Annotated in this window: 25 protein-coding genes; 20 read left to right on the top strand and 5 right to left on the bottom strand. The window is 37.2% G+C overall.

What is annotated here, in order from left to right; all coding sequences use genetic code 11:
• Positions 1-126 precede the first annotated feature (126 nt).
• The 6 genes from V7097_RS16700 (at position 127) to V7097_RS16675 (ending at position 8151) form a co-directional block, all read left to right on the top strand.
• Positions 127-492 carry a DUF1801 domain-containing protein gene (locus V7097_RS16700; RefSeq protein ID WP_335704762.1) on the top strand — a complete coding sequence of 122 codons (366 nt, stop codon included), beginning with the start codon at positions 127-129 and terminating at the stop codon, positions 490-492.
• 103 nt (positions 493-595) lie between these two features.
• Positions 596-1729, top strand: a complete 1134-nt coding sequence (solA, locus tag V7097_RS16695; RefSeq protein WP_335704761.1) for an N-methyl-L-tryptophan oxidase — start codon at positions 596-598, stop codon at positions 1727-1729.
• A gap of 246 nt (positions 1730-1975) precedes the next feature.
• Positions 1976-3754 carry an adenine deaminase C-terminal domain-containing protein gene (locus tag V7097_RS16690; RefSeq protein ID WP_335704760.1) on the top strand — a complete coding sequence of 593 codons (1779 nt, stop codon included), beginning with the start codon at positions 1976-1978 and terminating at the stop codon, positions 3752-3754.
• A gap of 311 nt (positions 3755-4065) precedes the next feature.
• Complete coding sequence (locus tag V7097_RS16685) at positions 4066-5013, top strand: VOC family protein (protein WP_335704759.1); 948 nt, start codon at positions 4066-4068, stop codon at positions 5011-5013.
• A gap of 27 nt (positions 5014-5040) precedes the next feature.
• Positions 5041-6141 carry an alpha/beta hydrolase family protein gene (locus V7097_RS16680; RefSeq protein ID WP_335704758.1) on the top strand — a complete coding sequence of 367 codons (1101 nt, stop codon included), beginning with the start codon at positions 5041-5043 and terminating at the stop codon, positions 6139-6141.
• Between the two features lie 225 nt (positions 6142-6366).
• Positions 6367-8151: a sigma-54 interaction domain-containing protein gene (locus V7097_RS16675; RefSeq protein WP_335704757.1), complete on the top strand. Its 1785-nt coding sequence runs from the start codon at positions 6367-6369 to the stop codon at positions 8149-8151.
• A gap of 8 nt (positions 8152-8159) precedes the next feature.
• On the opposite strand, the gene V7097_RS16670 is transcribed toward V7097_RS16675, so the two are convergent.
• Positions 8160-9074, bottom strand: coding sequence for a LysR family transcriptional regulator (locus V7097_RS16670; protein WP_335704756.1), 915 nt, complete (start codon positions 9072-9074; stop codon positions 8160-8162).
• 177 nt (positions 9075-9251) lie between these two features.
• Here V7097_RS16670 and V7097_RS16665 point away from each other — a divergent pair, with 177 nt between their 5' ends.
• From V7097_RS16665 to V7097_RS16635, 7 genes are all read left to right on the top strand, one after another.
• A complete protein-coding gene (locus V7097_RS16665) occupies positions 9252-10037 on the top strand; it encodes an SDR family NAD(P)-dependent oxidoreductase (RefSeq protein ID WP_335704755.1) in 786 nt (261 codons plus the stop codon).
• 62 nt (positions 10038-10099) lie between these two features.
• Positions 10100-11470 carry an aromatic ring-hydroxylating oxygenase subunit alpha gene (locus V7097_RS16660; RefSeq protein ID WP_335704754.1) on the top strand — a complete coding sequence of 457 codons (1371 nt, stop codon included), beginning with the start codon at positions 10100-10102 and terminating at the stop codon, positions 11468-11470.
• On the top strand, positions 11470-12033 hold the full coding sequence (locus V7097_RS16655; RefSeq protein ID WP_335704753.1) for an aromatic-ring-hydroxylating dioxygenase subunit beta: 564 nt from the start codon (positions 11470-11472) through the stop codon (positions 12031-12033). The genes V7097_RS16660 and V7097_RS16655 overlap by 1 nt, the downstream gene beginning before the upstream one ends.
• A gap of 39 nt (positions 12034-12072) precedes the next feature.
• On the top strand, positions 12073-12291 hold the full coding sequence (locus V7097_RS16650) for a hypothetical protein (RefSeq protein ID WP_335704752.1): 219 nt from the start codon (positions 12073-12075) through the stop codon (positions 12289-12291).
• A gap of 144 nt (positions 12292-12435) precedes the next feature.
• Entirely contained in the window at positions 12436-12846 is a 411-nt protein-coding gene (locus V7097_RS16645) for an acyl-CoA thioesterase (protein WP_335704751.1), read from the top strand.
• A gap of 211 nt (positions 12847-13057) precedes the next feature.
• Positions 13058-13933, top strand: coding sequence for a 3-keto-5-aminohexanoate cleavage protein (locus tag V7097_RS16640; protein ID WP_335704750.1), 876 nt, complete (start codon positions 13058-13060; stop codon positions 13931-13933).
• Positions 13934-13947: 14 nt separating this feature from the next.
• Positions 13948-14712, top strand: coding sequence for a cyclase family protein (locus V7097_RS16635; RefSeq protein ID WP_335704749.1), 765 nt, complete (start codon positions 13948-13950; stop codon positions 14710-14712).
• A 71-nt stretch (positions 14713-14783) separates the two neighbouring features.
• On the opposite strand, the gene V7097_RS16630 is transcribed toward V7097_RS16635, so the two are convergent.
• Positions 14784-15671, bottom strand: a complete 888-nt coding sequence (locus V7097_RS16630) for a LysR family transcriptional regulator (protein WP_335704748.1) — start codon at positions 15669-15671, stop codon at positions 14784-14786.
• 146 nt (positions 15672-15817) lie between these two features.
• Here V7097_RS16630 and V7097_RS16625 point away from each other — a divergent pair, with 146 nt between their 5' ends.
• From V7097_RS16625 to V7097_RS16615, 3 genes are all read left to right on the top strand, one after another.
• The gene (locus V7097_RS16625) at positions 15818-16507 is read left to right on the top strand and encodes a CoA transferase subunit A (RefSeq protein ID WP_335704747.1); all 690 of its coding nucleotides are present in this window, start codon (positions 15818-15820) and stop codon (positions 16505-16507) included.
• A gap of 12 nt (positions 16508-16519) precedes the next feature.
• A complete protein-coding gene (locus tag V7097_RS16620) occupies positions 16520-17179 on the top strand; it encodes a CoA transferase subunit B (protein ID WP_335704746.1) in 660 nt (219 codons plus the stop codon).
• A 107-nt stretch (positions 17180-17286) separates the two neighbouring features.
• The gene (locus V7097_RS16615) at positions 17287-18201 is read left to right on the top strand and encodes a hypothetical protein (protein ID WP_335704745.1); all 915 of its coding nucleotides are present in this window, start codon (positions 17287-17289) and stop codon (positions 18199-18201) included.
• Between the two features lie 200 nt (positions 18202-18401).
• On the opposite strand, the gene V7097_RS16610 is transcribed toward V7097_RS16615, so the two are convergent.
• Entirely contained in the window at positions 18402-18695 is a 294-nt protein-coding gene (locus V7097_RS16610) for an EthD family reductase (protein ID WP_335704790.1), read from the bottom strand.
• Positions 18696-18935: 240 nt separating this feature from the next.
• Here V7097_RS16610 and V7097_RS16605 point away from each other — a divergent pair, with 240 nt between their 5' ends.
• The 3 genes from V7097_RS16605 (at position 18936) to V7097_RS16595 (ending at position 22769) form a co-directional block, all read left to right on the top strand.
• Positions 18936-20432: a YcdB/YcdC domain-containing protein gene (locus tag V7097_RS16605; protein ID WP_335704744.1), complete on the top strand. Its 1497-nt coding sequence runs from the start codon at positions 18936-18938 to the stop codon at positions 20430-20432.
• Positions 20433-20630: 198 nt separating this feature from the next.
• Entirely contained in the window at positions 20631-21806 is a 1176-nt protein-coding gene (locus tag V7097_RS16600) for a translocation protein TolB (protein ID WP_335704789.1), read from the top strand.
• 165 nt (positions 21807-21971) lie between these two features.
• Entirely contained in the window at positions 21972-22769 is a 798-nt protein-coding gene (locus V7097_RS16595; protein WP_335704743.1) for a pentapeptide repeat-containing protein, read from the top strand.
• Positions 22770-22784: 15 nt separating this feature from the next.
• Here the strand turns inward: V7097_RS16595 and V7097_RS16590 are convergent, their stop codons facing one another.
• Positions 22785-23750 carry a VOC family protein gene (locus tag V7097_RS16590; protein WP_335704742.1) on the bottom strand — a complete coding sequence of 322 codons (966 nt, stop codon included), beginning with the start codon at positions 23748-23750 and terminating at the stop codon, positions 22785-22787.
• A gap of 86 nt (positions 23751-23836) precedes the next feature.
• Positions 23837-24475 carry an NAD(P)-dependent oxidoreductase gene (locus V7097_RS16585; RefSeq protein ID WP_335704741.1) on the bottom strand — a complete coding sequence of 213 codons (639 nt, stop codon included), beginning with the start codon at positions 24473-24475 and terminating at the stop codon, positions 23837-23839.
• A 146-nt stretch (positions 24476-24621) separates the two neighbouring features.
• Here V7097_RS16585 and V7097_RS16580 point away from each other — a divergent pair, with 146 nt between their 5' ends.
• On the top strand, positions 24622-25053 hold the full coding sequence (locus V7097_RS16580; RefSeq protein WP_335704740.1) for an Rrf2 family transcriptional regulator: 432 nt from the start codon (positions 24622-24624) through the stop codon (positions 25051-25053).
• Positions 25054-25285 lie beyond the last annotated feature (232 nt).

The following is a 25285-nucleotide window of genomic DNA, read 5'->3' as shown; positions in this document are numbered from 1 at the left end:
GATTTAATTTTACTATAAAGGAGTATGCTGCAAGATACAACATACTCCTTTTTATTTGTGCTATTATTTGTCATAATGGAAGGTAATACTGAGGAGAAAAGAACGTAATCATGAAAGGTGATAATTATGGAGAATACAAAAACGATTGAAGCGGTTGACCAGTATATTTTAAAACTAGCGGAGGATATTCAAAACATTACAGCGGCATTGAGAAAAATCATTCTTGACGCGTCTCCAAATCTGGTTGAGGAATATAAATGGTCGATGCCTAATTACACATACAAAGGATTGGTATGTTATCTTCAGGCATCTAAAAAACATGTGAATTTTGGTTTTCATAGAGGAGTGGAACTCCAAGAGAAGGACATTAATCAATTATTAGAAGGTTCAGGCAAAGGTATGAGGCATATACGTATAAAAAAGATAGAAGAAATTCAGCCGGAAGTTTTTACAGAATTAATTAAGGCTGCGGTTGAATTGAATGAGAAATAAAGCATTTAGGAATTGAATTAAGTTTTATTATTGAGCGAAACAAACTATGTTTAATAGTATATTCGTTTTATTTTAATAGTGTTTGCTAGTTGGGGGTTATCATTTGGACTTTGAAGTTATTATCGTTGGTGCTGGCTCGATGGGGATGGCAGCTGGCTATTATTTAGCGAAACAAGGGAAACGTGTTTTGTTAATAGATTCACATAATCCACCACATTCTCAAGGGTCACACCATGGGGAAACAAGAATTATTCGCCATGCTTATGGAGAAGGAGAAAGTTATGTTGAGATGGCACTTCGGGCACAGGCGTTGTGGAATGATCTTCATGAGCTTTCTGAAGAGACGATATTTATAAATACTGGTGTCCTGAATGTTGCGCAACCTAATTCTATTTTTATTCAAAATGTAATCAATAGTGCAAAAAAATATTCGCTAAATGTGGAGCAGTTATCTGCTGCGGAAATTAATCAAAGATGGAAAGGATTTAGTGTTCCAGATGGTTACATAGGTTGTTATGAACGAGATTCAGGTGTTTTAATGAGTGAGAATTGTGTTAGCGCATATAAGACAGAAGCATTGAAACATGGAGCCATTCTAAATCCTAATTCACCAGTTTCATCCATATCAATTTTTGAGAATCATGTTGAGGTAAAAACAGAACAGGACAGTTATACTACGGAGTCACTTATTTTCACTCCAGGAGCGGGTACTAGAAAGCTTCTTCCGTTAATTGGATTAGAGTTGCCGTTACAAGAAGTAAGAAAAACATTTTCGTGGTTTGATACAGATGAGGATATCTACCATTCTGACACATTCCCAGCCTTCGCCTTTGAATTACCAACTGAAACGTTTTACGGTTTTCCTAGTATTAAAAAAGCAGGTGTCAAAATTGGGCGACACGATGGTGGCTTTCCAAGAGATATGGGTAAACCAATAGAAGAATTTGGAACCTATGAAGAAGATACCCAGGATGTTAGTGGTTTTGCGAAGCGCCATATAGATAAGGTTGGGCAGCACAAGTTGGGTAAGGTTTGTACCTATACGAACACGCCAGATGAGGATTTCATTATTGATAAACATCCTAATCACAATCATGTCGTGATTGCCTGTGGTTTCTCAGGTCACGGATTTAAATTTAGTAGTGTTGTAGGAGAAATATTAAGTGAGTTAGTAACAGGAGACCGGAAAACTAAGTTTGATATTAGCTCATTTTCCATTAAGCGATTCAAGAAATAAACGATAGTTGGCGAATCTATTTTGTAGTTTAATAATTGTTATACAGAAGGCAGTCCTATGTGGCTGCCTTTCGTTTATGATTTGGAACAATAGACTGTTCCCCTCGACTCATCTACATTCCGAAATCTAAATTTTTCATAAATTTAAGCAATAACGTTGACAGCAATTAGCATTTCTTATTAATATTATGTTATAAAGACGAAAAGTAATAAAACGTAATATAACTGTATATGGGGAGTGAGCAGTTTGAAGCTTAGAGCCAAAAGAAGTGAACTAGTGGAAGTAGCAAAGGGAAACATACCTGCTGATTTATACATAAAAGGCGGTACGATTATCAATGTATACTCTGGGGAATTTTTAAAGCTTAATGTGGCTGTTTATAAGGATAGTATTGCGTATGTTGGGAATAGTGAATCGATGGTTGGTGAACATACGAAGGTCATTAATGCTGAAGGAAAATACGTATCTCCTGGATTTATAGAGGCTCATTCCCATCCATGGGTTGTCTACAATCCGATTAGCATGACAAGTAAGGTGTTGCCACTAGGTACAACAACCTCTGTAAATGATAATCTATTTTTCTATTTACATATGGGAGCTAAAGGTTTCAAGAACATGGTTCATGATTTACAATCGTTGCCTGGAAATTTCCTCTGGCTTGTTAGACTAGTTTCACAGGCGGATTATCCGGGGGAACGTGAGTGGTATAACCATCAGGATATTCAGAAGTTATTGGCAATGGACGAGGTAGTTGGCTCAGCAGAAGTAACCCGTTGGCCGTTGCTTTATCATGGAGATCCATTTTTACTCGAGACAATGGACTATGTAAAAGAAATCGGAAAGGTTTCCGATGGTCACACATCAGGCTGTTCGTATGAAAAATTAAACGCAATTGTTGCATCGGGTGTTACGGCGTGTCATGAAGCAATCACGGCGAAAGAAGCATTAGAAAGACTTCGCTTAGGCATGTGGACGACACTTCGAAACAGTTCACTCCGACCAGACCTTGAAGAAGTCATAAAAATGATCACCGAAGGAAACGTCAACACAAGTCGTATCGTGATGACAACAGATGGTCCACATCCAGGATTCATTGAAAGGGAAGGGTTTGTCGATGGACTTGTCCGCAAAGCGGTTGAACTTGGTGTGCCTGTGATGAATGCGATTCAAATGGTAACAATCAATGCAGCGACTTTTCTTCGCTTGGAGGATTATATTGGCGGAATTGCTCCAGGAAGAAAGGCAGATATTCTTTTGCTACCGAATCTAGTTGACTTCCGACCAGACTTAGTTGTCGCGAGTGGAGAAATCGTGGCAGAAAATGGCCACTTGCTTGTAACTATGCCGGAAATGGATTGGACGAAATACGTTGTGCGTGAAGCTTTTGAATTTCCGAAGTTAGTTCTAGAGAATCCAGAACTCTACCAATATCCACATCCAGATGAAAATGAGCCAATTCCTGTTTCCTATTTTAAAAGTAATGTGATTACTATGAGAAAAGACACGATGATTCCTTCGGATAATGGATTTGCGGATTTGTCAGGTCATAAAGGTCTTGTGTACTCAGCATTGATTGATCGGAGAGGGAATTGGGTGAGTAAGGCCGTCTTAGAAAGATTTGCCGTTTCACTTGATGGAATGGCCACAACCTATAATACGACGACGGAATTGTTAACTATTGGAAGGAATCCGGAGGCGATGGCAAAAGCAGCTGTAAGGGTTCACGAAATGGGTGGGGGTATCGTGATAGTCGATGGTGACGAAATCATCCTTGAAATCCCATTACCGCTTACCGGGATGATGACAACTAATTCTTCTTTTGATAAAGCAGTCGAGTATCATGATGAATTACTTAAAACTTTACAAGACCGAGGCTTCCCATTCCATGATATTCTATATACTCTATTATTTTTAACTTGTGACTTCTTGCCGGGATTGCGATTGGTGCCATACGGACTTTATGAAGTTAAGAGGGATGAAATTTTGTTGAAGGCCGAAGCGTTTAAGAGCATAATTACAAAATAAAATATAATTCCTATCATAATTTAAGGACAATGTTTAAAAAGACATTGTTCTTTTTTTGTATTGTTCTACGACATGATTTTTCAATTATCCTTAGTATTCAGCGTAATCCGCGCTGAACAGTTGACAAATAGTTAAACAACATCTGAACAATCGTCCAGTTATTGAACATTTTGAATAATTTTACATGTTGCGGCGATTCCACTATTATCACCTTTTTAACATTTTTATGTTTTGGCACACTTCTTGCATATTAAATAAGTGTATAAATAAATTCTTCTTTGGAAGGGTTTACAAGTTAGGGAGGAAAAGGAATGCAAAATCAGTTTTTGATCTCACAACTAGCTCATGTGGAGTTAATTTCTCCAAAGCCAGAGGAAACCGTTAAATTTATGCGAGACGTAATTGGTTTAGAGGTAACTGAACAGAAAGGTCAATCTGTGTATATGAGGGCTTGGAATGATTATTTTCATCATACCTTAAAAATTACGGAAGGAAACGAAGCCCGATTAGGTCATATTGGATGGCGTGCAACAGGTCCTGAAGGGTTACAGCAAGCAGTTAAAATTATCGAAGCAAGTGGATATGGTGAAGGATGGGTTGAAGGTGAACGAGGACATGGTGATGCCTATCGTTTCCAAACTCCTGGTGGACATCCCTCAGAAGTATTTTGGGATATTGAGTGGTACCAAGCACCACAAGAAATGCGTAGTAAATGGAAGAACCGTGCACAGAAAATCGTACGAAGAGGTGTTGGTGCAAAACGTCTTGATCATATAACAACTTTGACACCAAATACAACTAAAGATCGTGAATTTTATCAAAGTATCGGATTTAGATACCATGAGGGAATCTATACTTCAGTAGCTGAGAAAGAAATGGCAGCATGGTTGGCAGTAAGTAATTTATCTCATGATATTGCTTTCTTGACACCAGGGGACAATGTGCCACGTGGAGGTCTTCACCATGTCTGTTATGCAGTTGACAGCCGAGAAGAAGTATTATTAGCTGCTGATACTTTAATCGATTATGGCTATAAGTTAGAGGGTGGCCCAGAGCGTCATGCGTTAGCGGAAGGTTTCTATCTTTATGTAAGAGAGCCGGGTGGAAACTTAATCGAATTATATGCATTATCACATTTGATTTTTGCACCAGACTGGGGGCCAGTGAAATGGAAAATTGAAGAAAACCCTAATAGTGCATGGAGCGATACAAACATCATGATTCCACTTGATGATAAGAAAATTACATCAGGTCGCTAGAATCATAATGGGAATGGAGGTAATAGTATGTGGTATTTTTGGCCTGAAAATTACATGTGGTCATACCAAGTAAATCGAATTATTGGACATACAGTTTATGGTGGTAGCCAATTTAGCGAGTGTATTCAAACTGCCGAGCGCATTAAGCTTGGTGATTACAATAGCTGGTATACAGAATGGAACCGTTTAGGGGACCGTGTGTTAACACAAGCGAACGAAGCGATGCAAAATGAAAATGTAGAAACTGCAAGAGTTCATTATTTACGTGCAGCAGACTATATAAGGCTGGCAGAATTTTTCCTTCAGCCAGAAGATGCTAGAAAGCTGGAAACCTATCAAAAAGGGATTGAAGCATTTAAAAAAGGTGCGGCGCTTTTGCCAAACCCGCCAGTGTCTATTCAGATTCCTTATGAGAATTCCTATTTACCAGGTTATTTTTATAAAAGTCCAAAAGGGGATAAGTCTCCGGCAGTTGTAATGTTTGGCGGGCTTGATTCTACAGCAGAAGAAATGTATTTTGCGCTTGCTCCATATTTATTAGAGCGCGGAATTAGTCTAATTGCTGTTGATGGACCGGGTCAAGGTGCTGCACTACGTGTAAATAATATTACATCAAGATATGACTATGAAGTAGCGGGAACTGCTGTTATGGATTGGGCCGTCGGGCAACCAGGAATCGATCCTGATAGAATCGGAATTATGGCTTGGTCTATGGGAGGCTACATGGCAGCACGAACAGCTGCATATGAACCCCGCTATAAAGTTTGCGGTATTTTCAGCGCAGTCTATGATTATAGTGAGATGTGGGAAAATAGACCAGATGATCATCCTCTAGCCAATATTCTTAAGCATGTTGTTGGCGCTGAAACGATGGCAGAAGCTAGAGAGAAACTGAAAAAATATCATTTGCGAGATGTAGCTGAAAAGATTCAATGTCCAACATTTATTTTACATGGAGCAGAGGATCGACAAGCAAATGTAGATCATGCATATCGCGTATATAATGCGTTAAAGTGTCCAAAGTCGATACATATCGTACCAACAGGACAAACGGGTGATCCGCATTGCCAAGCGGATAACCATACCCAATCCTTCGTGTTGTTTGATTGGTTGAAAAATAATTTGTAAAAGGAAAGAAGTCTCTCCTTTGAATGAAACTGGCTTGGAAAAATGAAAAATCGGAGGGGAATTCCCTCCGATGAAAAGTATCCTAATCACCTTTGAAATATGTATAAAACATTTAACTAGTAGCTTCCTCAAAGTTTTTGTTAAAATATTTAAAAGATTAGAAATACAAATTTCGATCATTTTTGCAATTATAGTATTCATGTATGAAGGGGGACGAGCATTCTTATGAAATTGGATAGGCAGATCATAAATACAATAGAGCAGATCATTAGTAATCAAACCTTTCAATTTAATAATCAATTTCAGTCAATTTATATTTTAGATCTTGAAGGTGAATTATTGGAGGAATTTGAGTTTGGTGAGGATAGAAATAGCCAAATTTCTTTTCAGAAAAATGATTTTGAATTATTCCGTAAACAACAAGCCGCTAAGAATGAAATTGTATCTTTGAAAAATGATCGACTAGATACTTGGATGTATTTTACCCCAGTACAAATTGACGGCAATGTGGAATGCTACATCAGCTGTTTTTGTGAGCTAGCAGAGGACAAAATGCTTATACAGGTACTTGCGATATTTTCAGAGTTAATCAGTACGAAACTTCAAACTTATAGAAGCGTCGCATCAGATTTTTTGGACAGTATTTATCAACGGCAGCTTTGTCACCATTTTTCCGAAGGTTATATGACAGTTGATAGAGAGGGGTATATTCGTTATTTAAACCCGGCAGGTTCAAAGATTTTAGGACTTGAAGCCGAACTAGTTACTGGGGCGAAATTAGATGACCATGCTGATTTTTCTATTAATATACTAGACTCACTCTCAAGAAAAGAGAGCTGGAATGATGAAGAAGTATTTGTGAAAACAGCAAAAGCTTCCCTTCATCTTGTAAAAACAGTTGTACCACTCATTAGTGAGTACGATGAGCCATTAGGAATACTCGTTATTTTTAAGGAAATGACTAGTATGAAGAAAATGGTGAACAATATTGTTGGTTCAAATGCGAGCTTCCAATTTGATCATATTTTGCATCGCAGTGAAGAAATGCAAAGATTGATTTTATTATCAAAGCGTGCGGCTCAAAATGACTCCAATATTCTAATTGAAGGTGAGAGTGGAACAGGTAAGGAATTGCTTGTTCAAGCCATTCATAATCATAGTAGTCGTCGTAACGGGCCATTTGTTGCAATCGATTGTTCGTCTATCCCTCGTGAATTAATAGAAAGTGAGCTTTTTGGATATGTAGAGGGCTCCTTTACAGGTGCACGAAAAGGGGGGAGGATGGGCAAATTCGAATTGGCGAACGGAGGAACAGTTTTTCTAGATGAAATAGGGGAAATGCCATTAGAAATGCAGGCACGTTTGCTTCGTGTCATCCAGAACAGAAAAGTTGTTCGAGTAGGTGGAAACGAAGAGATTCCAATTAATATACGAATTATTGCGGCTACTAATCGAGATTTAGAAGAAGAAGTAAACAACAACAATTTTCGTTTAGATCTATTCTATCGTTTGAATGTCATTCATCTGGCTGTACCACCTCTTAGAAAGAGAAGGGGAGATATATCTCTGCTGATTCAAGCTTTTACGGAAAAAGCTGCTAGGAGAGAACTAAAAGAAGTGCCAAAAGTGACAAGTGAGGCAATGGAAATATTGGAAAATTACAATTGGCCAGGTAATGTTAGAGAACTAGAAAACGCAATGGAACGTGCAGTTGTCCTGACAAATGGTGAAATTGGAAAAGAAATATTACCAGAAAGAGTATTTAGAAACAATGAAAGGTTGAATAGCCAAAGAACCAAGAATAACGAATATGAAAGTAGTCCGCAATATTCTAGATCCTTAAAGGATGTTGAACATCATGCGATTATAGAAGCGATTCGTGAATACAACGGAAACATTACTAGTGCTGCGAAAAAATTGGGAATCTCAAGGACTACTTTATATTCACGTCTGAAAAATGCGAACTATGATCTACAGCCAGATGCTAGATTTGTTAAGGATGACCGTTAAAAAAGTCATCATGCCAGATTATGACTAGTCAAAACATGATTTAGGCATTTTAAAAATTCTTTCATTACAATGGACTGATGTTTTTGTTTTGACATGATGTTAATTAAATAAGAGTCCATGAAGTGGTTTTCAAAGAAAGGTATCGGTATAATGTCGCCGTTTACAACTAAAGGATCGTTTTTAATCCAAAATTCAGTGTATATTCCAGCGGCTATGTTATTAGCGATAAGTTTTTTTACCACATCATGATTATTGGAGCTAAATACTATGTTGCCGGTTCCATAGTTTGTAAACAAGTTGTTCCAGAAAATTTGAGACAGTTCTTCATTTCGAACAACTAATGGCTGCTCAAGTAATTCTTCAGGGGTAACCACCTGATTATATGCTAAGGGAGAATGCTTGCTTACACATACCGTCACTTTTGATTGCAAAAGAATTTGTGAGGTGATTCTGGAATCCATTGCTTTAAAGGTTTGGTTATCACCTAGAATAAGGCCAATATCAAACTGATTATTTTTAACGGATTTAATGATTTCATGTGTTTCATTTTCCTGAATTGTTATTTGTACCTGAGGGAATTCCTTTTTAAATGTATATAGCACCTCAGGTAAAAAGGTTGAAAAGTAAATAGTGGCAGCCGTTATTTTTAATTCACCGACAAGAGTTTCAGATTTTTGTCCCAGATCTTTTAATTCCATCACTTTATTCATGATTTCATAGGATAATTTTAAGACTGTTTTTCCTTGTTCGGTGCATTTGCTTCCCTGTCTTGATCGTTCAAAAATAACAATTCCTAGTTCAGACTCCAAACCGGCAATGGCTTGACTGATAGCAGAATGTGAAACATGTAAGTTTTCAGCTGCTTTAGAAATGGTTCCTACTTCGGCAACCTCGATAACATATTGAATTTGTTCTAAATTCATTGTTACAATCGACTCCTTTTGCGAGGGGATCATTTTCTACACTTCTATTGTAAGTAATATTAACAGATATGTAAAAAATGTTAACTTTTCTTATGTAAAAAATAGTCTTAAAATCATTGTAAAAGGATAACTGAAAATTCAATAAAATGAAAGCGTTATAAAAGTGAGGTGTTCGAAATGCCAAGCATTGATTTAACGAACAAAATAGTATTGATTACTGGTGGGGGAAATGGGTTAGGAAAGTGCACCGCTAATACCCTATCTGAAAGTGGTGCAACTGTCATAGTTGCAGATATTAATGCTGAAAATGCAAACAAGGTGCGAGATGAAATTCAAGAAAAGGGACGAGTCGCAGAGGCATTGCAAGTAGATGTTACTCAAGAATCTGATATTACAAGAATGGTTGATTTCGCAATTGATCGATTTGGTAGAGTAGATATTCTCGTGAATTGTGCTGGAGTAAGTAATAATAAACCTTTTATCGAAAATAGTCTAGAGGATTGGAATCGCATTTTTGATATCAATGTCAAAGGAGTGTTTCTCGGAATTCGAGAGGTACTACCACATATGATTGGACAAAAATTTGGGAAAATCGTTAATTTCTCATCCATGGTTGGAAAGGAGGCGTTCGGTAATAATGTCCCTTATTCTGCAAGTAAATTCGCAGTAATGGGTATTACACAGGGAGTGGCAAAAGAGGTTGCCAAACATAATATCAACGTTAATGCTGTTTGCCCTGGTATTGTAATGACGGACTTAATGGATCGAGAGATAGTGAACATGGCTAAGTTACAAGGTGTTGAGAAGGAAGATGTAATCGAGAAGTTTCTTGACGAAATTCCTTTGCATAGATTTCAAACTCCGGAAGATGTTGCAGGTGTTGTTGCTTTCCTTTGCTCTGATATGGCTGAAAACATGACAGGGCAGGGGATCAACGTTACTGGTGGGTTAATGCTTCATTAATTATTGGTACTAACTAGATTTTCATAAATTTTATCAAATCCGAAATAAAGGGGGAGAAAAAAGTGGAATCAATTCGTGAGAATGAAACAAAAGTTGACAAAGTTTTATCAAGATTGGAAGAAGGGCTTAAGAACGGAGAAGTCCCAGTTGAATTATATGGGGACGAGGATGTGTACAAAGCAGAGCTAGACCGTATTTATGGACGATCTTGGTTGATCCTTGGATTAGAAAGCGAGATTCCTAATAAAGGAGATTACATGCTTCGATACCTTGGTGAAGATGAAGTAATTGTGACTCGTGATGAATCAGGTGAAGTAAGAGTAATGCTAAATCATTGCCGCCATCGTGGAACTCCAGTTTGCAGAGATATGAAAGGAAACTCATCTCATTTTGTATGTGGTTACCATGGCTGGATCTATAAAAATAGTGGAAAATGGATTGCTGCACCACATAAGAATAACAGCTATAAATGTTTAGATGGTGACCAGTGGGGTTTATTGCAAGCTAAAGTCGAAGTGAGATGGGGATTAATATTTGCAAATGTTGATCCTAACGCTCCAACTTTAGAGGAGTTTCTAGGTGATGCCGCATTTTTCTACGATTTATTCTTAGGTCTTGATTCAAGGGGATTACGCGTATTAGGTGAACCTAGTAACTACATTATGAAAAAGAACTGGAAAATGGGTCTTGAAAATGCGATTGGTGATTGCTACCACATTTTCTCTGGCCATACTTCGATGGTCGATATCGAAATGTTACCACCTGTACACAAATTATCACCTAATTATACAACATGGCATACTGAAGGTAACGGAACTGGAATCATGTGTAAAGAATTAGATAGTGTACCAGGTTTTAAGCCAGAACATACAAAGTTTAACGGATATACTCCTGAGATATTGGACTTATTTGATAAAAAATTATTAGACGACCGTCATATGAGATTTTTGAACGATTATCACCCGTTCATCATCGGGCATTTACCAAACGCATATATCTTTAGATGGTATTCTCCGGATCCAATGACAGGGCATATTGCGACCTTCTATCAACTAAGAATCATGCAGCCACGAGGTGCAGGTGAGACTGAGGTTTGTAACATTATGTTTAACTATGCGATTGAGCCAGAAGAAAATGGGAAGCTCGCTTATCAAGGCGGTCTGTTAATGATGGGAGCCGCTGGTTTCCTTGATATGGACGATGGAGCTAACTGGGAGGGGTCTGCAACTGCAGGAAAGACACTTTTCGCTAGGAAACGTGAGATGAATTTAAACTATCAAATGGGTATGAATGACATTGGGACAGATGTTCCGGAGGACTTTGATCCATCCCTTGCGATTAAGGGTCAAAGAAATTCAACAAATGATGCCAATCTACGTAACTTCCAAATAAATTATCTACGGATGATGCGCCAAGAGGAGAGTGATAAGTAATGAAAAGCTTACACATTAGTCATTCACCTGCTGAGAAAACCTTTCTTCCTGGGAAGGTAGAAAGAAAGGTTCTTGAGGAAATTAAAGATTTTCTAGATTACGAGGCGATGCTTCTAGACGATTATCATCTACTTTGGAATTGGTTTAGCCTGTTGACTGATGATTTTCTATATGAAGTGCCGGTCCGAGTTGCTCGTGAAAGACATTCGAATCAGTCCTTGTTTCCAGAAGGTTCCTATCACCAACAAGATAATAAATTCTTTATTCTAAAGCGGCTTGAGCGCTTAGAGACGGAAAAAGCTTGGGCTGAAGAATCCCCATCAAGGTTGCGACGTGTCATCTCCGGAGTCATTGTAATGCCAGGGAATGATGAAAATCATTATCTTGTCCGAAGTTCATTTATCCTTTACCGAGGAAGAGATAAAATAGATGGCGATATTCTCGCTGGGCAACGACATGATGTCCTTCGACGGGATGAAAATGGTGGGTTTAAATTGGCGCGTAGAGTTGTTTATTTAGACCATACAACCCTTCCGACCCGAAATTTAGGATTTTTCTTCTAATAATATACGTGAATTTTACAAAAATGGGAGGGTGTAAATGTGAGCGAGGCAAAGTCTTATGACAAAAGTTCATTAGAAAGAATATCAAATGAATTTGCAATGGTTTACTTTGGGAAAGTAAAGACTGGAAATGGTGAACGTCTATTGATTCAGGATACTGACAATAATCAAGTTTTACTTGATCCAGTGGTATTATCAGCAATTGTAGCATTAGACGATGATTTATTATCGAAGATTGTTGAGAAATCTCAAGAATAATATTTATTCATAAAAAATGGTGGAGTAATTACTAATCACATGAAGGACGTGATTACTCCTCTATTGAACTGGCATTTATGTAAGTAAAATTTACATTCATATAATTAGTGTAAATATAAATTACTAGTTAAGGAGGTTAACAATATGTTTTCTAAGAAGATCCGAATTCAATTTGTGGATACCGATTTAACACAGCGAATTCATTACAGCTCCATTTTTCGCTTTTTCGAAACGCTCGATCATGAATTTTTTAAGGAAATCGGTTATTCCTATAACAAGCTCTTTGAACTTGGGTATGAATTACCGAGAGTACATGTAGAGTGCAATTACATGGGGAATATTGTGTACGATGATGAACTAGTTGGACAAATTTCAATCTCCAAAATTGGAAATTCATCCTTTACGTATTACATCCAATTTTTCAAAGGGGACCAGTTAGCCATTAAAGGCAGCATGACGATTGTATTCATTACTACGGATGGTAAGAAAGTAGCAATCCCTGATTTTATCAGAACTGAACTTGAAAAACATCTCGAAACAGTCACTGCAAAATAGTCCATTTTCAAAAAGTTTCTAACAAATATGTAAAGGGTGGTGCATGATATGAAGTTTATCAAGAGTTATAAGCGTCATATTTACATCGCAAGTTTTTTCTGGTGCTTTACACTGCTTATTACAAACTCGGAAACTGAGTCAAGTGTGAAGTAGTTCTCTACTGGTCATTTACTATTTTCATAATTTCAAACAATAAGGAGGAAATTGAATCATGGCAAAAAGAAAAATCATTGTAACTGTAGCACCAACTAGTAATTTTCACGGAAAGGAAGCAAATCCTGCATTACCAGAACAACCAAAGGAAATCGCAGAAGAAGTATACCGCTGTCTAAATGCTGGAGCAGCCGTTGCTCATATCCATGCTAGGGATTCTAAAGGTGTTCCAACCAACGATGTAAATGTATTCAAAGAAATCAAGGCTGAAGTTACTGCCAAAAGCAATATTATTACACAATTTAGTACAGCTCCTGCGATGATACCGGATAGTCATATTGATGATGGTTTGCAGGTATTAGATGCAGAGCCAGAAATGGCTTCACTTGATTGTGGATTAATGCAGGCTTATACACCAAAATTTATAAAGCCTACTTTATGGGATCGCGACTGGCTGATAAATGCAGCAAAGAAAATGCAGGAAAAAAATATTAAACCTGAATTAGAAATTTTTAACCATGCACAGCTTGAAGATGTAATTAACATCTTTATGCCGATGGGAATTATTGATGCTCCAGCTTCATTTAATTTCGTATTCGGAATGCAGAAGATCAATCAAGGATCGATTCAATTCAGTATGGAGAATTTAACCCATATGGTTCGAAAATTACCTCAAGGTGTATACTTCGGCGCAATGGGAATCGCCGCACAGCAACACCAAGCAACAATCTCATCACTTCTTCTTGGAGGAAATGTCCGCGTTGGCCTTGAGGATAATATTTATTTTAGAAAAGGAGAGCTTGCAACAAGTAATGCACAGCTAGTTGAAAGAATCGTAGGCATTGCTACTGATTTAGGCTATGAAATTGCAACTCCAAATGAAGCACGTGAAATGCTTGGAATTAAAAAAGTAGAAGCTTCCAAAAGTGTCTAAGGAGGAACAACAAGATGAAGTTGTATGATTTAAGCTCGTATTGGGAAGCAAATCCAATGGCTGAGCCGTGGACATTAAATGTTGAATTTTCAAGTAGTGCTGAACAAGCAGAACTTATGGCAGAAAGATTAGGGCTCGAAACAGATGATTTCCAAGACCGTATGGCGATGTCAGGAGAACATGTTAGTGGGGAATTCCTTTTTCATGTTGGTACTCATGTAGATGCACCGTTCCACTTTGGACCTATTTGTGAAGGCGAACGTGCAAAAACAATTGATGAATTACCATTAGAGGATTTTTATGGTGATGGGGTTATTTTAGATATGAGACATAAGGAGCCTAGAAGCGGGATTACTGTTGAGGATGTAAAGGCAGCCCTTGAGGAAATGAACTATAGCCTAAAACCAAAAGATATTGTCTTAATTATGACGGGCTACGATAGACATATTTATACAGAAAAGTATTTAAAAGATCAACCTGGTATGACAGGAGAAGCAACTGAATGGATCATTGACCAAGGTGTTAAACTGATGGGAATTGATGCCTATACATTTGATCGTCCATTTGGGGCGATGGTGGAGTCTGTAAAAGCAGGAGATAAGAGTGCGTTATTTCCGGCTCATTTTATGGGGAGAAAAAAGGAATATTATCATATTGAGAAATTAGCAAACTTAGATAAAGTTCCGAAAAGACATGGTTTTAAATTCTGTGCATTCCCTACAAAGGTAAAGGGTGGAACGGCGGGCTCAGTACGTGCAGTTGCGATGATTGAAGAATAATAGAATGGAATTGAAAAAGGCTGGGGAGTCATTGGAGGCAAATTCCAATAAATGAACCCTGGCCCTTTAATTTAATTTTCTTCATGAATCTCCGCAGCAAGAAACTCCAGCAAAGCCCGTACTGCGAAGGATTGGTATCTGTCTTTTTTTGTAATGACTACAAGCTCCCACATTGGTGGTGTTTCAAGCGGGATCATGTTAATTTGAGTTTCATCCATTTTTGAATAGATGGATTTTGGTAAAAGAGTAATTCCGAGTTGAGCGATGACAAGCTCCGTTATCAAGTCCCATTGGGAACTTACATAAGCGATTTTAGGTGAGAAGCCTGCTGTATTACAGTGTTGAATGATCAAATTATGTAATGCAAATTCTTGATTAAAAAGAATAAAAGATTCATTTTCTAGTTTTTCAAGTTTAACAGATTTATCTCTAGACAATGGATGCGTTGGATGTGTGAAAAGCATGAATTCTTCTTTGACAAATGGATGGACGATAAATTTACTGTAATCCGTTGGATTTACGACAATACCAACGTCGACTTGACCCTCATCGACTAGATGTTCAATCCGTTTGGCTCCAAGTTCGATTAATTCTAATGAAACTTGCGCATGCTGCATCCCAAATTTCCCTGCAATCGTTGGAAAGAAGAGTGTTCCAATTAAGGGTGGAATCCCGATTTTAATATTTCCAGTAGGTAGGTTCATTAAGTCGTCCAATAAGGTATGAAGCTCATTGGTGGCACCTAGTATTTTAGTTGCTTGCTTATAAACGATTTCACCGGCATCAGTCAATATCAGCTTCCGGGTTGAGCGTTCGAATAGTTCAACCTTAAGTTCCGTTTCTAATTTTTTGATGGACTTACTTAAGGTTGGTTGCGAAATATAGGTGTTAACCGCTGCTTTTGTAAAACTACCGTAATCTACAACTTCTATAAAATAGCGTAAATCTTTTAACTCCATTGAATCCTCCTTATATTCCATTTGGTAATAAAGTTTATTCTTATTATTCATTTTACGGATAAATGGAGTTATTGTAAAATTTTATTAAGAAGATATTGAAAATTTAGAAATAGTGGCATGGTGTCTCATTTTTAGGAGGGAATCAAATGAAAACAATATTTACAAGCTTGGAAGAAGCTGTAAGCGATATCAAAGATGGGATGACTTTAATGGTAGGTGGCTTTGGACTCGTTGGAATTCCAGAAAATCTGATACAGGGCTTACGAAAATCGAACGTAAAAGATTTAACGATCATTTCAAATAACTGTGGAGTAGATGATTGGGGACTTGGAATCCTTTTACAAAATAAACAGATTAAAAAGATGATTTCCTCTTATGTGGGGGAAAACAAAGAGTTTGAAAGACAGGTTTTGAGCGGAGAATTAGAGGTGCAATTGGTACCACAAGGGTCGTTAGCGGAAAAGATTCGTGCTGGTGGATCAGGGATTCCTGCATTTTACACGCCTGCAGGGGTAGGAACTCCAATTGCTGAAGGACGTGAAACAAGAGAGTTTAACGGAAAAGAATATTTACTAGAAGAAGGATTAACCGCTGATTTTAGTTTAGTAAAGGCATGGAAAGCGGATAAACACGGAAATTTAGTCTATCGCAAAACTGCGCAAAACTTTAATCCGATGATGGCGGCAGCTGGAAAATACACGATTGCAGAGGTAGAGGAAATTGTCGAGGTTGGAGAACTCGACCCTAACGAAATACACACTCCAAGCATTTATGTTCAAGGGTTGATTGTAGGGACGCATGAAAAACGAATTGAGCGTTTAACCGTTAGAGATTAAGGAGGTAAAACGATGTCTAATAATGTGAGAGTGCAAATTGCACGAAGAGCAGAGCAAGAAATTCAAGACGGAAATTATGTGAATCTGGGAATTGGAATGCCAACGATGGTGGCAAATTATATTTCTGACAATAAACATGTGGTTTTACAATCTGAAAACGGCTTATTGGGAATTGGTCCTTACCCTTCGAAGGAAGAGGTAGATCCTGACCTAATCAATGCGGGAAAAGAAACAGTCACAGCGATGACAGGGGCTAGCTTTTTTAGTAGTGCCGAATCCTTTGCCATGATTCGCGGAGGACATATCGACATTGCTATTTTAGGTGGAATGGAAGTAGCAGAGAATGGTGATTTGGCCAACTGGATGATTCCTGGGAAGATGATCAAAGGAATGGGTGGCGCGATGGACTTAGTCCACGGTGCGAAAAAGACGATTGTCATCATGGAGCATGTAAATAAGCATGGGCAACCAAAAATATTGAAGGAGTGCAGCTTGCCACTTACAGGTCAAAAAGTAGTGGATCGCATTATTACAGACAGAGCTGTAATCGATGTTACCAATGATGGCTTGAAATTAGTTGAGGTGGCTAAGGGCTTCAGTATTCAAGATATTGTTGAATCGACTGAAGCCGAGTTGATTGTTTCTGATGAAGTGCAGCTTGAAGCTTATTAATATAGTAAAGAAAAGAACCTCCAAATCTCCGTATTTGGAGGTTTTTCTATATAAAAAACACATAACAAATCATTAGAGGAAAAAATTTTATTATGGTTTAATTATGGTTGGATAATAATAAAAAGCTAGGTGAGGACTTGAATCGCAATAAACAACTAGAAGACACAATAAAAGTAGATAATTACAAAGTATTTTCTTTACTCAGCAATTACTTAAATAACGCACCTGACTTTATTGAAAAAGAAGAAATCGAAGAAATTGCAAAAAGTGGTGTATCTTTCGAATATGCGTTTGGTGTGATATTGGCTGCTGCCTTTGGGTTAGATATTGTTGATAATCCTAACGATAAGGATTTGTTTAACAACTATTTTAATAAGATGTTTCATCAGCTTGATGTAAATGAGTATTCGAATAATCTCTATTATAAAAATATCAAGATTCCCACTATGAAAATAGGAAATAGTGAATTGAAGTATGAAAAGTATAAACCCTTTGAAGGATTTGTTTGTAATGATATTATTCGAACAAAAGAGGGAAGACAGATTCCACAAATCGGTTTTTTTGAAACTGGATTTTCATTTCCGGCTGTGCTAGAAAATGGGCGAATTTGGATGACGATTACACCTAATGAAATTGAAACAATGAAAGAAGCTGTTGATAAGGCTTCAGGAAACGTACTTACTTATGGTCTCGGACTTGGCTATTATGCCTATATGGTTTCGGAAAAAAATAATGTTGATAGTGTCACGATAGTTGACAGCAATGAAGATGTGATTGAATTATTTAAGAAACACATTTTACCTCAATTCAATAGTGCCGAAAAAATTAAGATTATCAAATCAGATGCATTTGAATTTGCGCAAAACCAGATGCCTAAAGGGAACTTTAATTTCGTGTTTACGGATTTATGGCATGATGTTTCAGACGGGATCGACATGTATTTAGAAATGAAAAAATATGAATCATGTCCAACTACTGAATTTTCTTATTGGATCGAGAAGTCGATTTTGTGCTATCTATAAAACTATTCATCCGTCAAAAGTAACGTAAAAACACTCGTAAATATTGTGATAACATTGTTTATGAGTGTTTTTTTCGCAATTTATAAACCATATTAAGAAACTATTTTTAACAAAATTTCAAGGTGCAATTTTATGTAAAGCTAAAAAGCTTACAAAAGTTGAAACATCCTTGTTTGTTATCTACTTCTTTTACCAACTTGTTATTCTACAACGGTGATAATTGGTGGCTTTTCTAAGTACTGAAATAGGTTTGGACCATCTGCTTCTGCCTCTCTTGCTTCTGAACTTGCGAATGCCTCGGTCAACTTTTCCATATTTTCAAATTCTAAGACGGTAATTAGATAAAGGTTTAAATTCGTGTTTTGAGAATCAATGACACGATGAACGGAATCCTTTACAATGTTTGGGATTTTTCGACCTAGTGGAACATGTACCTCAAAATAATGTTTGTCGAAAGCCTTTATATCCTTTGGTTTCTCATACATAATTATCATTTTCGCCAAAATCAATCACTCCTTAATTTCTAATTCTTTTAAAACTATATTCCCTTTATAATGGATTATTCTTGGTTGTTCTTCATTAAGAATCAGATAATATCCTTTTACTGAAAGAGAATCAAATTTATACAGATGGTCATAACCCATATATCTTGGAAGATATATGCAAAATCTATATTTCAAAAGCCTATCAAAATGCTACAATACCAATATAATGAAAATTTACGGAGGAACATGATGAGCAAAATGATAGAAAAATTGCAGCCTTTTCTAACAGTAAATGCATATGAAAAAGCTTCGGAATATGATGAAGATAGTTTTGATATTATTGAAGTAGAAACAGATGAAACAATCGGTAGCTATTCTTTAAATGAAAAAGGGGAGCTTGTTGGATTCTCTTTATGGGACGAACCACCTGAGGGAAATCATTCAAAAGATCAAATGGCAGCAATTGCACAAAATTTTGTCGATACTTTTTATCCAGAACAAAAAGAATTTGAACTTTCTGGCATCCTAGATTTAGATAATCCGTATATGATTACCTATGAAAAAAGGGATGAGAAATACGGTATCTTTCTCCATAGTACTGGCTTTACGGTTTCTGTTTCGACTTCTGGACAAATTACAAGTTTTTATTGTGCTGATGAAGATTATGAGGTTCGTTATTCTGATATTGTAGTTTCGGAAGAAAAAGCTTTAGAAACATACATCGAAGGGTTAGACTTTGAGGTGATTATTCAGAAATTTAATTCAGAAGTTTATAAGAATGGTGATAACCAGTACCATCTGTCATACAGCGTTATTGAACAAGTTATGGATATTCCTGTTGATGGATCTGATACTACGAGTATTCATGAAGGTTATGCACTGGAGTCGGCCATCCAAAAGCAGGAGACTCCTACGCAGAATGTATATGAATTAATCGGTTTAACAGCTGAATATAAGCTTTTAGACAAACAGGTCGAAGAAGGTAGACGTATCGAAATCTGGTCCACAAATGATAATGTTGATGAGTATACGTTTGAGAAGGATGAGACCGATGACCATGTGATAAAGCTTTGTTTTGATGAAAAAACAAATATGCTTCTTGAGGTTTTAAGTGGTGAAGAGTATGAAAACCATGGAGAGGAGGAAATTGGGTTAGAAAGTGCTAAGGGAAGGGCATTGGAAGTGATGTTTAAGTTTTTTTCTGACACACACGAGAGATATCGATTAGAGGTTCCTGAAGATGAAATTGATGATTTTGACGATGAAATGGAAGAGTTTGATGAAGAGGATTTCACAGAAGAGGAATTCATAGATGAAGAATTCGATGAGGATGATATTGACGAAGATGAATGGGTAGATAAATATATAGAGCACGAAGATGTCTATACGTTTTATTTCCACTTACACCATAAGGGGATTCGAGTGGATCAACATGTGACACTCATTTCAGTAGGGAAGTATACGGGGAAAATTACACATGTTAATTTGGATGTGCCTGATCAGAATCTTTACCTTAAGCTACCTACAACTCCAACGATTTCGACCAATGAGGCGAAGGGAATCTATAAAAAGTATGTGAAAATGGAGCTAATGTTTACCCGTGAGTACGATGAAGACGGAAAGTCCATATACACACTTGCCTATGTTCCAGATTTTCCTGACACAATTGGCAGTGTCCGAGCAATTGACGCAGTTACTGGAAAAGCGATGTACGTAGATGTGGGAGATGCAACGTTTATAAAATAGGGTGACGCGGGGATAGGTACATTGACCTGAATACAAGGTAATGGGCTGCAGCAGCAGTCCATTTTTTTTTGTTATTTTTAATTTCCATTTTTCCCCTGAGAATTCCTTACTATGAATTGGTGAATCTAGTAGTAGGAGGGATTGAGTGTGGGAAATCGAATTCTATTGCTACTAACTCTAATCTGTTTTCAATTTTCGATGCTAGCAAGTGCAGAGGTACCACTAACTGCTGCATTTATCCGTGATCATCAGTTGTGGGTCAAAGAGGGAGATCAAGAAATACAAATCACCAAGAACCGATATGTGTACTCTCCAAAATGGTCTTATGACGGTCGTTTTATAGGATTTATTGATGGTGATGAAAAGGGAGAAAAATCGGATTTATTTATTTATGATTCAAAGGAAAAAGAGATCTACCAACCTTATGTAAGGGTCGTAACCTCTGATTTTAAATGGTCCCCAAACAAAAATCAGTTGGCCTACACTGATCAAGGGCTATTAAATGTAACAAAAATAAAGGATGGCCGACCACAAGGATTTGATAATGTCTCATTAGGAATTGACGGTTTCGAATGGTTTCCGAACGGGAAAGAATTTATTGTTTCCTCTCAATCGAATTTACTTCCTACAGGGTGGAGTCCAATCCCACTCTATAGAATTCCGGTAAATGCAAATCTTGCGAAAGATAAAATAAAGCTATTTTACACGATTCAAACTAAAGAGCCTGAGTTGTTTGGGATTGATGCCAATTATTTTAAATGGAGTTTTGATGGGAAGTGGGTTAGCTTTTTACTTATACCTACAGCTTCTTGGTCCGTGGATAGTAATACTTTATGTGTCCTATCATCAGAAGGAAAACGCTTTCAAGTGGTAGGGAAAATGTTAGGGTTTAATGATTGGTTTAAGTGGGCTCCCTCAACCAATCAATTGGCGTATATTTCAGGAGAAGGAAGATTTTTTGTTGAAAACAAGAAAATGACAATTGCTGATATCCCAATATCTAAACAACAAAAGGAGTACACACCTAAAGGATTTGTAGACCTTGATCTGGAATGGTTCTCTAATGATTTGGTCATTGTGACTCGTGCGAAGGAAAATAAGGAGTGGAAAGAAGGACCCGTACCAACAATGTTTACTTCACTTTACTCTATAAACATTAGAACAGGAGAGCAAAATCAAATTTCGTTTCCAAGGAAGAATGAATTTGACGAAGATCCTCAAGTTGTTGGATCTTACCTCACTTGGTTTCGAAAGATGGCAGAACAAAATAAGGGAGATATATGGGTGAAAAATGCTTTAAATGGGCAGGAGCATATATGGCTTAAAAATGTTGATGTAGCGCCAACATTTTTTTCACCGAAGGCAAACCCATAAGGAAGGGGAGTTCGTGTTATAAACACCAACTCCCTTTTTGGGGTACACGGGGTCAGGTACTTGAACTCAAACTGGGATTTGGTTATAAATTACAATTTACCTGTATTCAATTAAGAGTCTATCATTTATACTTGAACTAAGTCTTAGGGTTTGGAAGTGTCAAGAATGAATGATTTTTTAAAGTCAGATTGTACGAATTGTTTCGGGTTATGCTGTGTAGCCTTACCTTATGCCAAATCAGCAGACTTTCCTTTTAGCAAAGAAAGTGGAGACCCGTGTCGAAATTTATTTTCAGATCATCGTTGCGGGATTCATGATCAATTAAGGGAAAAAGGCTTTCGTGGATGCGTTTCTTATGAGTGCTTTGGAGCAGGACAACATGTTTCACAGACAATTTACAACGGTCGGGATTGGAGAAAAGATTCTGAGCGTGCCAGAGAAATGTTTGAGGTATTTCCACTTGTTCAACAACTTCATGAAATGCTATGGTATCTCAACCAAGCTCTTAGCCTAAAGGAAACACATTCATTTCAATCACGTTTGCAAGATTTGTATAATGAAACGTTAGCATTAACAAATATAGAGCCTGAAGAAATTTTAAAATTAGACATTGTCTCACATAGAAGTAAGGTTAATGTTTTATTAGTGAAAACAAGTGAGATCTATCGTAAGGGTCCAACTAAAAAAGTAAAGAAAAGTTTAGATTACGTAGGAGCAAATCTAAAAGGGGCAAATTTACAAGGGGTTAGTTTTCGAGGAACACTAATGATAGCAGCAAATTTAAATCATGCTGATTTAAGAAGGGCAGATTTTATTGGCGCTGACCTCAGAGATGCAGACCTAAGCAATGCAAACTTAGCAGGCGCAATATTTTTAACCCAATCTCAAATAAATTCAGCAAAAGGAAATGTCGATACAATAATACCAAATTACTTAAAAAGACCTAATCATTGGTTAGAATGAATTATTGTGGGACAGTCAAATTCTGTCCCACAAAATAATCTTTATTTGATTTCCTGAAGGGTCCTCGGTAGTAATGACATTATTTTCTTCGGTAAATGAGAATCCTAATTTCGTAAGTTGGGATATTGCTTGATCGTATTCTTCTTGAGTAAAATGTGTTGTATAATAACGCATACCAAGAGCATTATCAGGGGGCTTAGGCAAACCCTCACCGGCCCATGTATTCATCCCGATGTGATGGTGATAATCATCTTTCGAAACGAATAACATTTGGGAATCTCTTGCTACAACATTAAAACCTAATGCATCAACATAAAATTTTTCCGATTCCTCAATGTTGGATACTTGTAAGTGCATATGTCCTAATCTCGTGTCAGCGGCTAAACCATCCCATTCTTTACCGCTAATTTCGGAAAGTAAATCTTTGACATCAAGCTGGTAGGTTCCTCCGACATATCCGCCAGATTCGTCTTCAAGCCAAAGGTCGGGATCCCTATCTACATAAATTTCGATCCCGTTAAAATCAGGATCTGCAAGGTAGATAGCCTCACTATATTGATGGTCGGAAACCCCTTGAAGCGGGTATTCTGAATCGATTAAATGATTTAACATTGAAGCCAATTCTTCTCTACTCGGCACTAATATTGCAAAATGAAACAAACCTGTCGTTCCAAATGGCCGCTCCACAAATGAACTTTCTTCGATTAATGTTAGAATAGGGGTTTTTCCATCAGACGTTAATTTAGCACTATTTCCGTTCTTTTCTAACAGCTTGAAACCAATAATCTCTTGATAAAAGCTCAATGATTGCTCCAAATCAGAAACCTGTAATTCAACGTAGCCAAGTCTAGGCTCCATCTCTCCAGTATAATTTAATCGCTTCTCATTATTTGCTTCCCATGGTTTAAATCCTATAAGTACGATCGCTATTACTATCAATAGAATAGTAGATAGCCATACAATATTCTTTTTATAACGCATACTTTAACCTCATATATTTAATAGAAAAAGGAGGACAGGTTCATTGTCACAAAGTTGGGTCAAAAAACCTGTCCCTCTTTCACAAATTAGTTAGCTTCTCCGACAACTGTGAATCTTTCATTGATGTGTTTTGGATTTTCGATTTCATTGACTACTGCAATTGCGAAGTCTGCGTAACTGATATAGCTTTGTCCGGTAGAATTTACTAGTAAGTTGTCTTTACCTGATTGGTAGGCACCAGTTCTTTTTCCTTCTGGGTCGAAGATAGCTGAAGGGCTGATGAATGTCCAAGTGATATCAGCTGTTTCTTGTAATTCTTGAAGGTTTCTTGCTTGACCTTGTGCTGTTGGTTTGAACATGTCTGGAAAATCTGGGGTGTCGATGACTTTTACAGTTTTCGCTTCATTAACAAAGAGGCTTCCCGCACCACCAACAACAATGACTCTCGTATTTGTTCCTTTAACAGCCTCAATTAAAGCATGACCAGCATCAACATGGCCTTGCTCTTCTCCTAGTGGCGCACCAAATGCATTAACGACTACATCTAAATTATTAACGTCTTCGGATTTTAAATCTAAAATGTTCCTTTCAACTACAGTAACCTGATCATTTTGTACTTTAGAAGCATCCCTAACAATAGCAGTTACTTCATGACCTTTTTCTAGTGCTTCTTTTAAAATAAGACTTCCTGCTTTACCACTTGCACCAATAATTCCAACTTTCATTTTATAGACCTCCTATGGGTTAACTTGTAATTATATCGATTACATGTAATTATTATAGTTACATGTATTATCTATGTCAACACATTCATTTTTTAAGGTATAATAAAAATATCATTTGTGACAGGTACGAAAGTAGGTGACGAACGATGTCCATAAGTAGTCGATTTTCTGTTGGAATTCATATACTAACCCTCATTAACTTAGCTAAAGAGGGTGAATGTTCTTCAGGATTTTTAGCATCTAGTGTGAATACGAATCCGGTAGTAATTAGAAAAATTATGGGAATGCTTAAAAAAGCAAAGTTAATTGATGTGCATCCAGGTGTTGCTGGAGCAAAATTAGTAAATAGACCTGCAGAAATTACACTGTTGGATATTTATAAGGCGGTTGATGTGGTACGAGACGGTGAGCTTTTTAGTATCCATGACAACCCAAATCCAGAATGCACTGTCGGAAAAAACATTCAAAACACAATTGAACCTCTGTTTGCACAAGCCCAATTTGCAATGGAGAAGGTCCTAGCAAATGTAACCTTAGAGGATATCGTAAAGGGTATTAACGAAAAAGAAAACTGTTGAGAAGAGATTCGGTGGGACAGAGGTTCAGTGTCCCACGACGGTCTTCAATGTTTATCTTTTTTCATTAGGTTCGACAGAATTGTTTACTTGCTTTTTTGAATTCTTTTGGCTATTTTTTATATGACCTTTTGCATCTACTTTTGAATCCCTCAACATTCAAGCTACCTCCTAAAGCAGATTTGATTTCCCTTTATTTTTCCTTGAAAAGTTGAGTTTATTCTAGCGGGATTTT

Origin of the sequence: Bacillus sp. JJ1562, from assembly GCF_036962705.1 — a bacterium.
Taxonomy (GTDB): Bacteria; Bacillota; Bacilli; order Bacillales; family Bacillaceae_L; genus Ferdinandcohnia.
The sequence above is the reverse complement of the archived record's forward strand: the minus strand, read 5'-3'. Positions and strand labels throughout refer to the sequence as shown.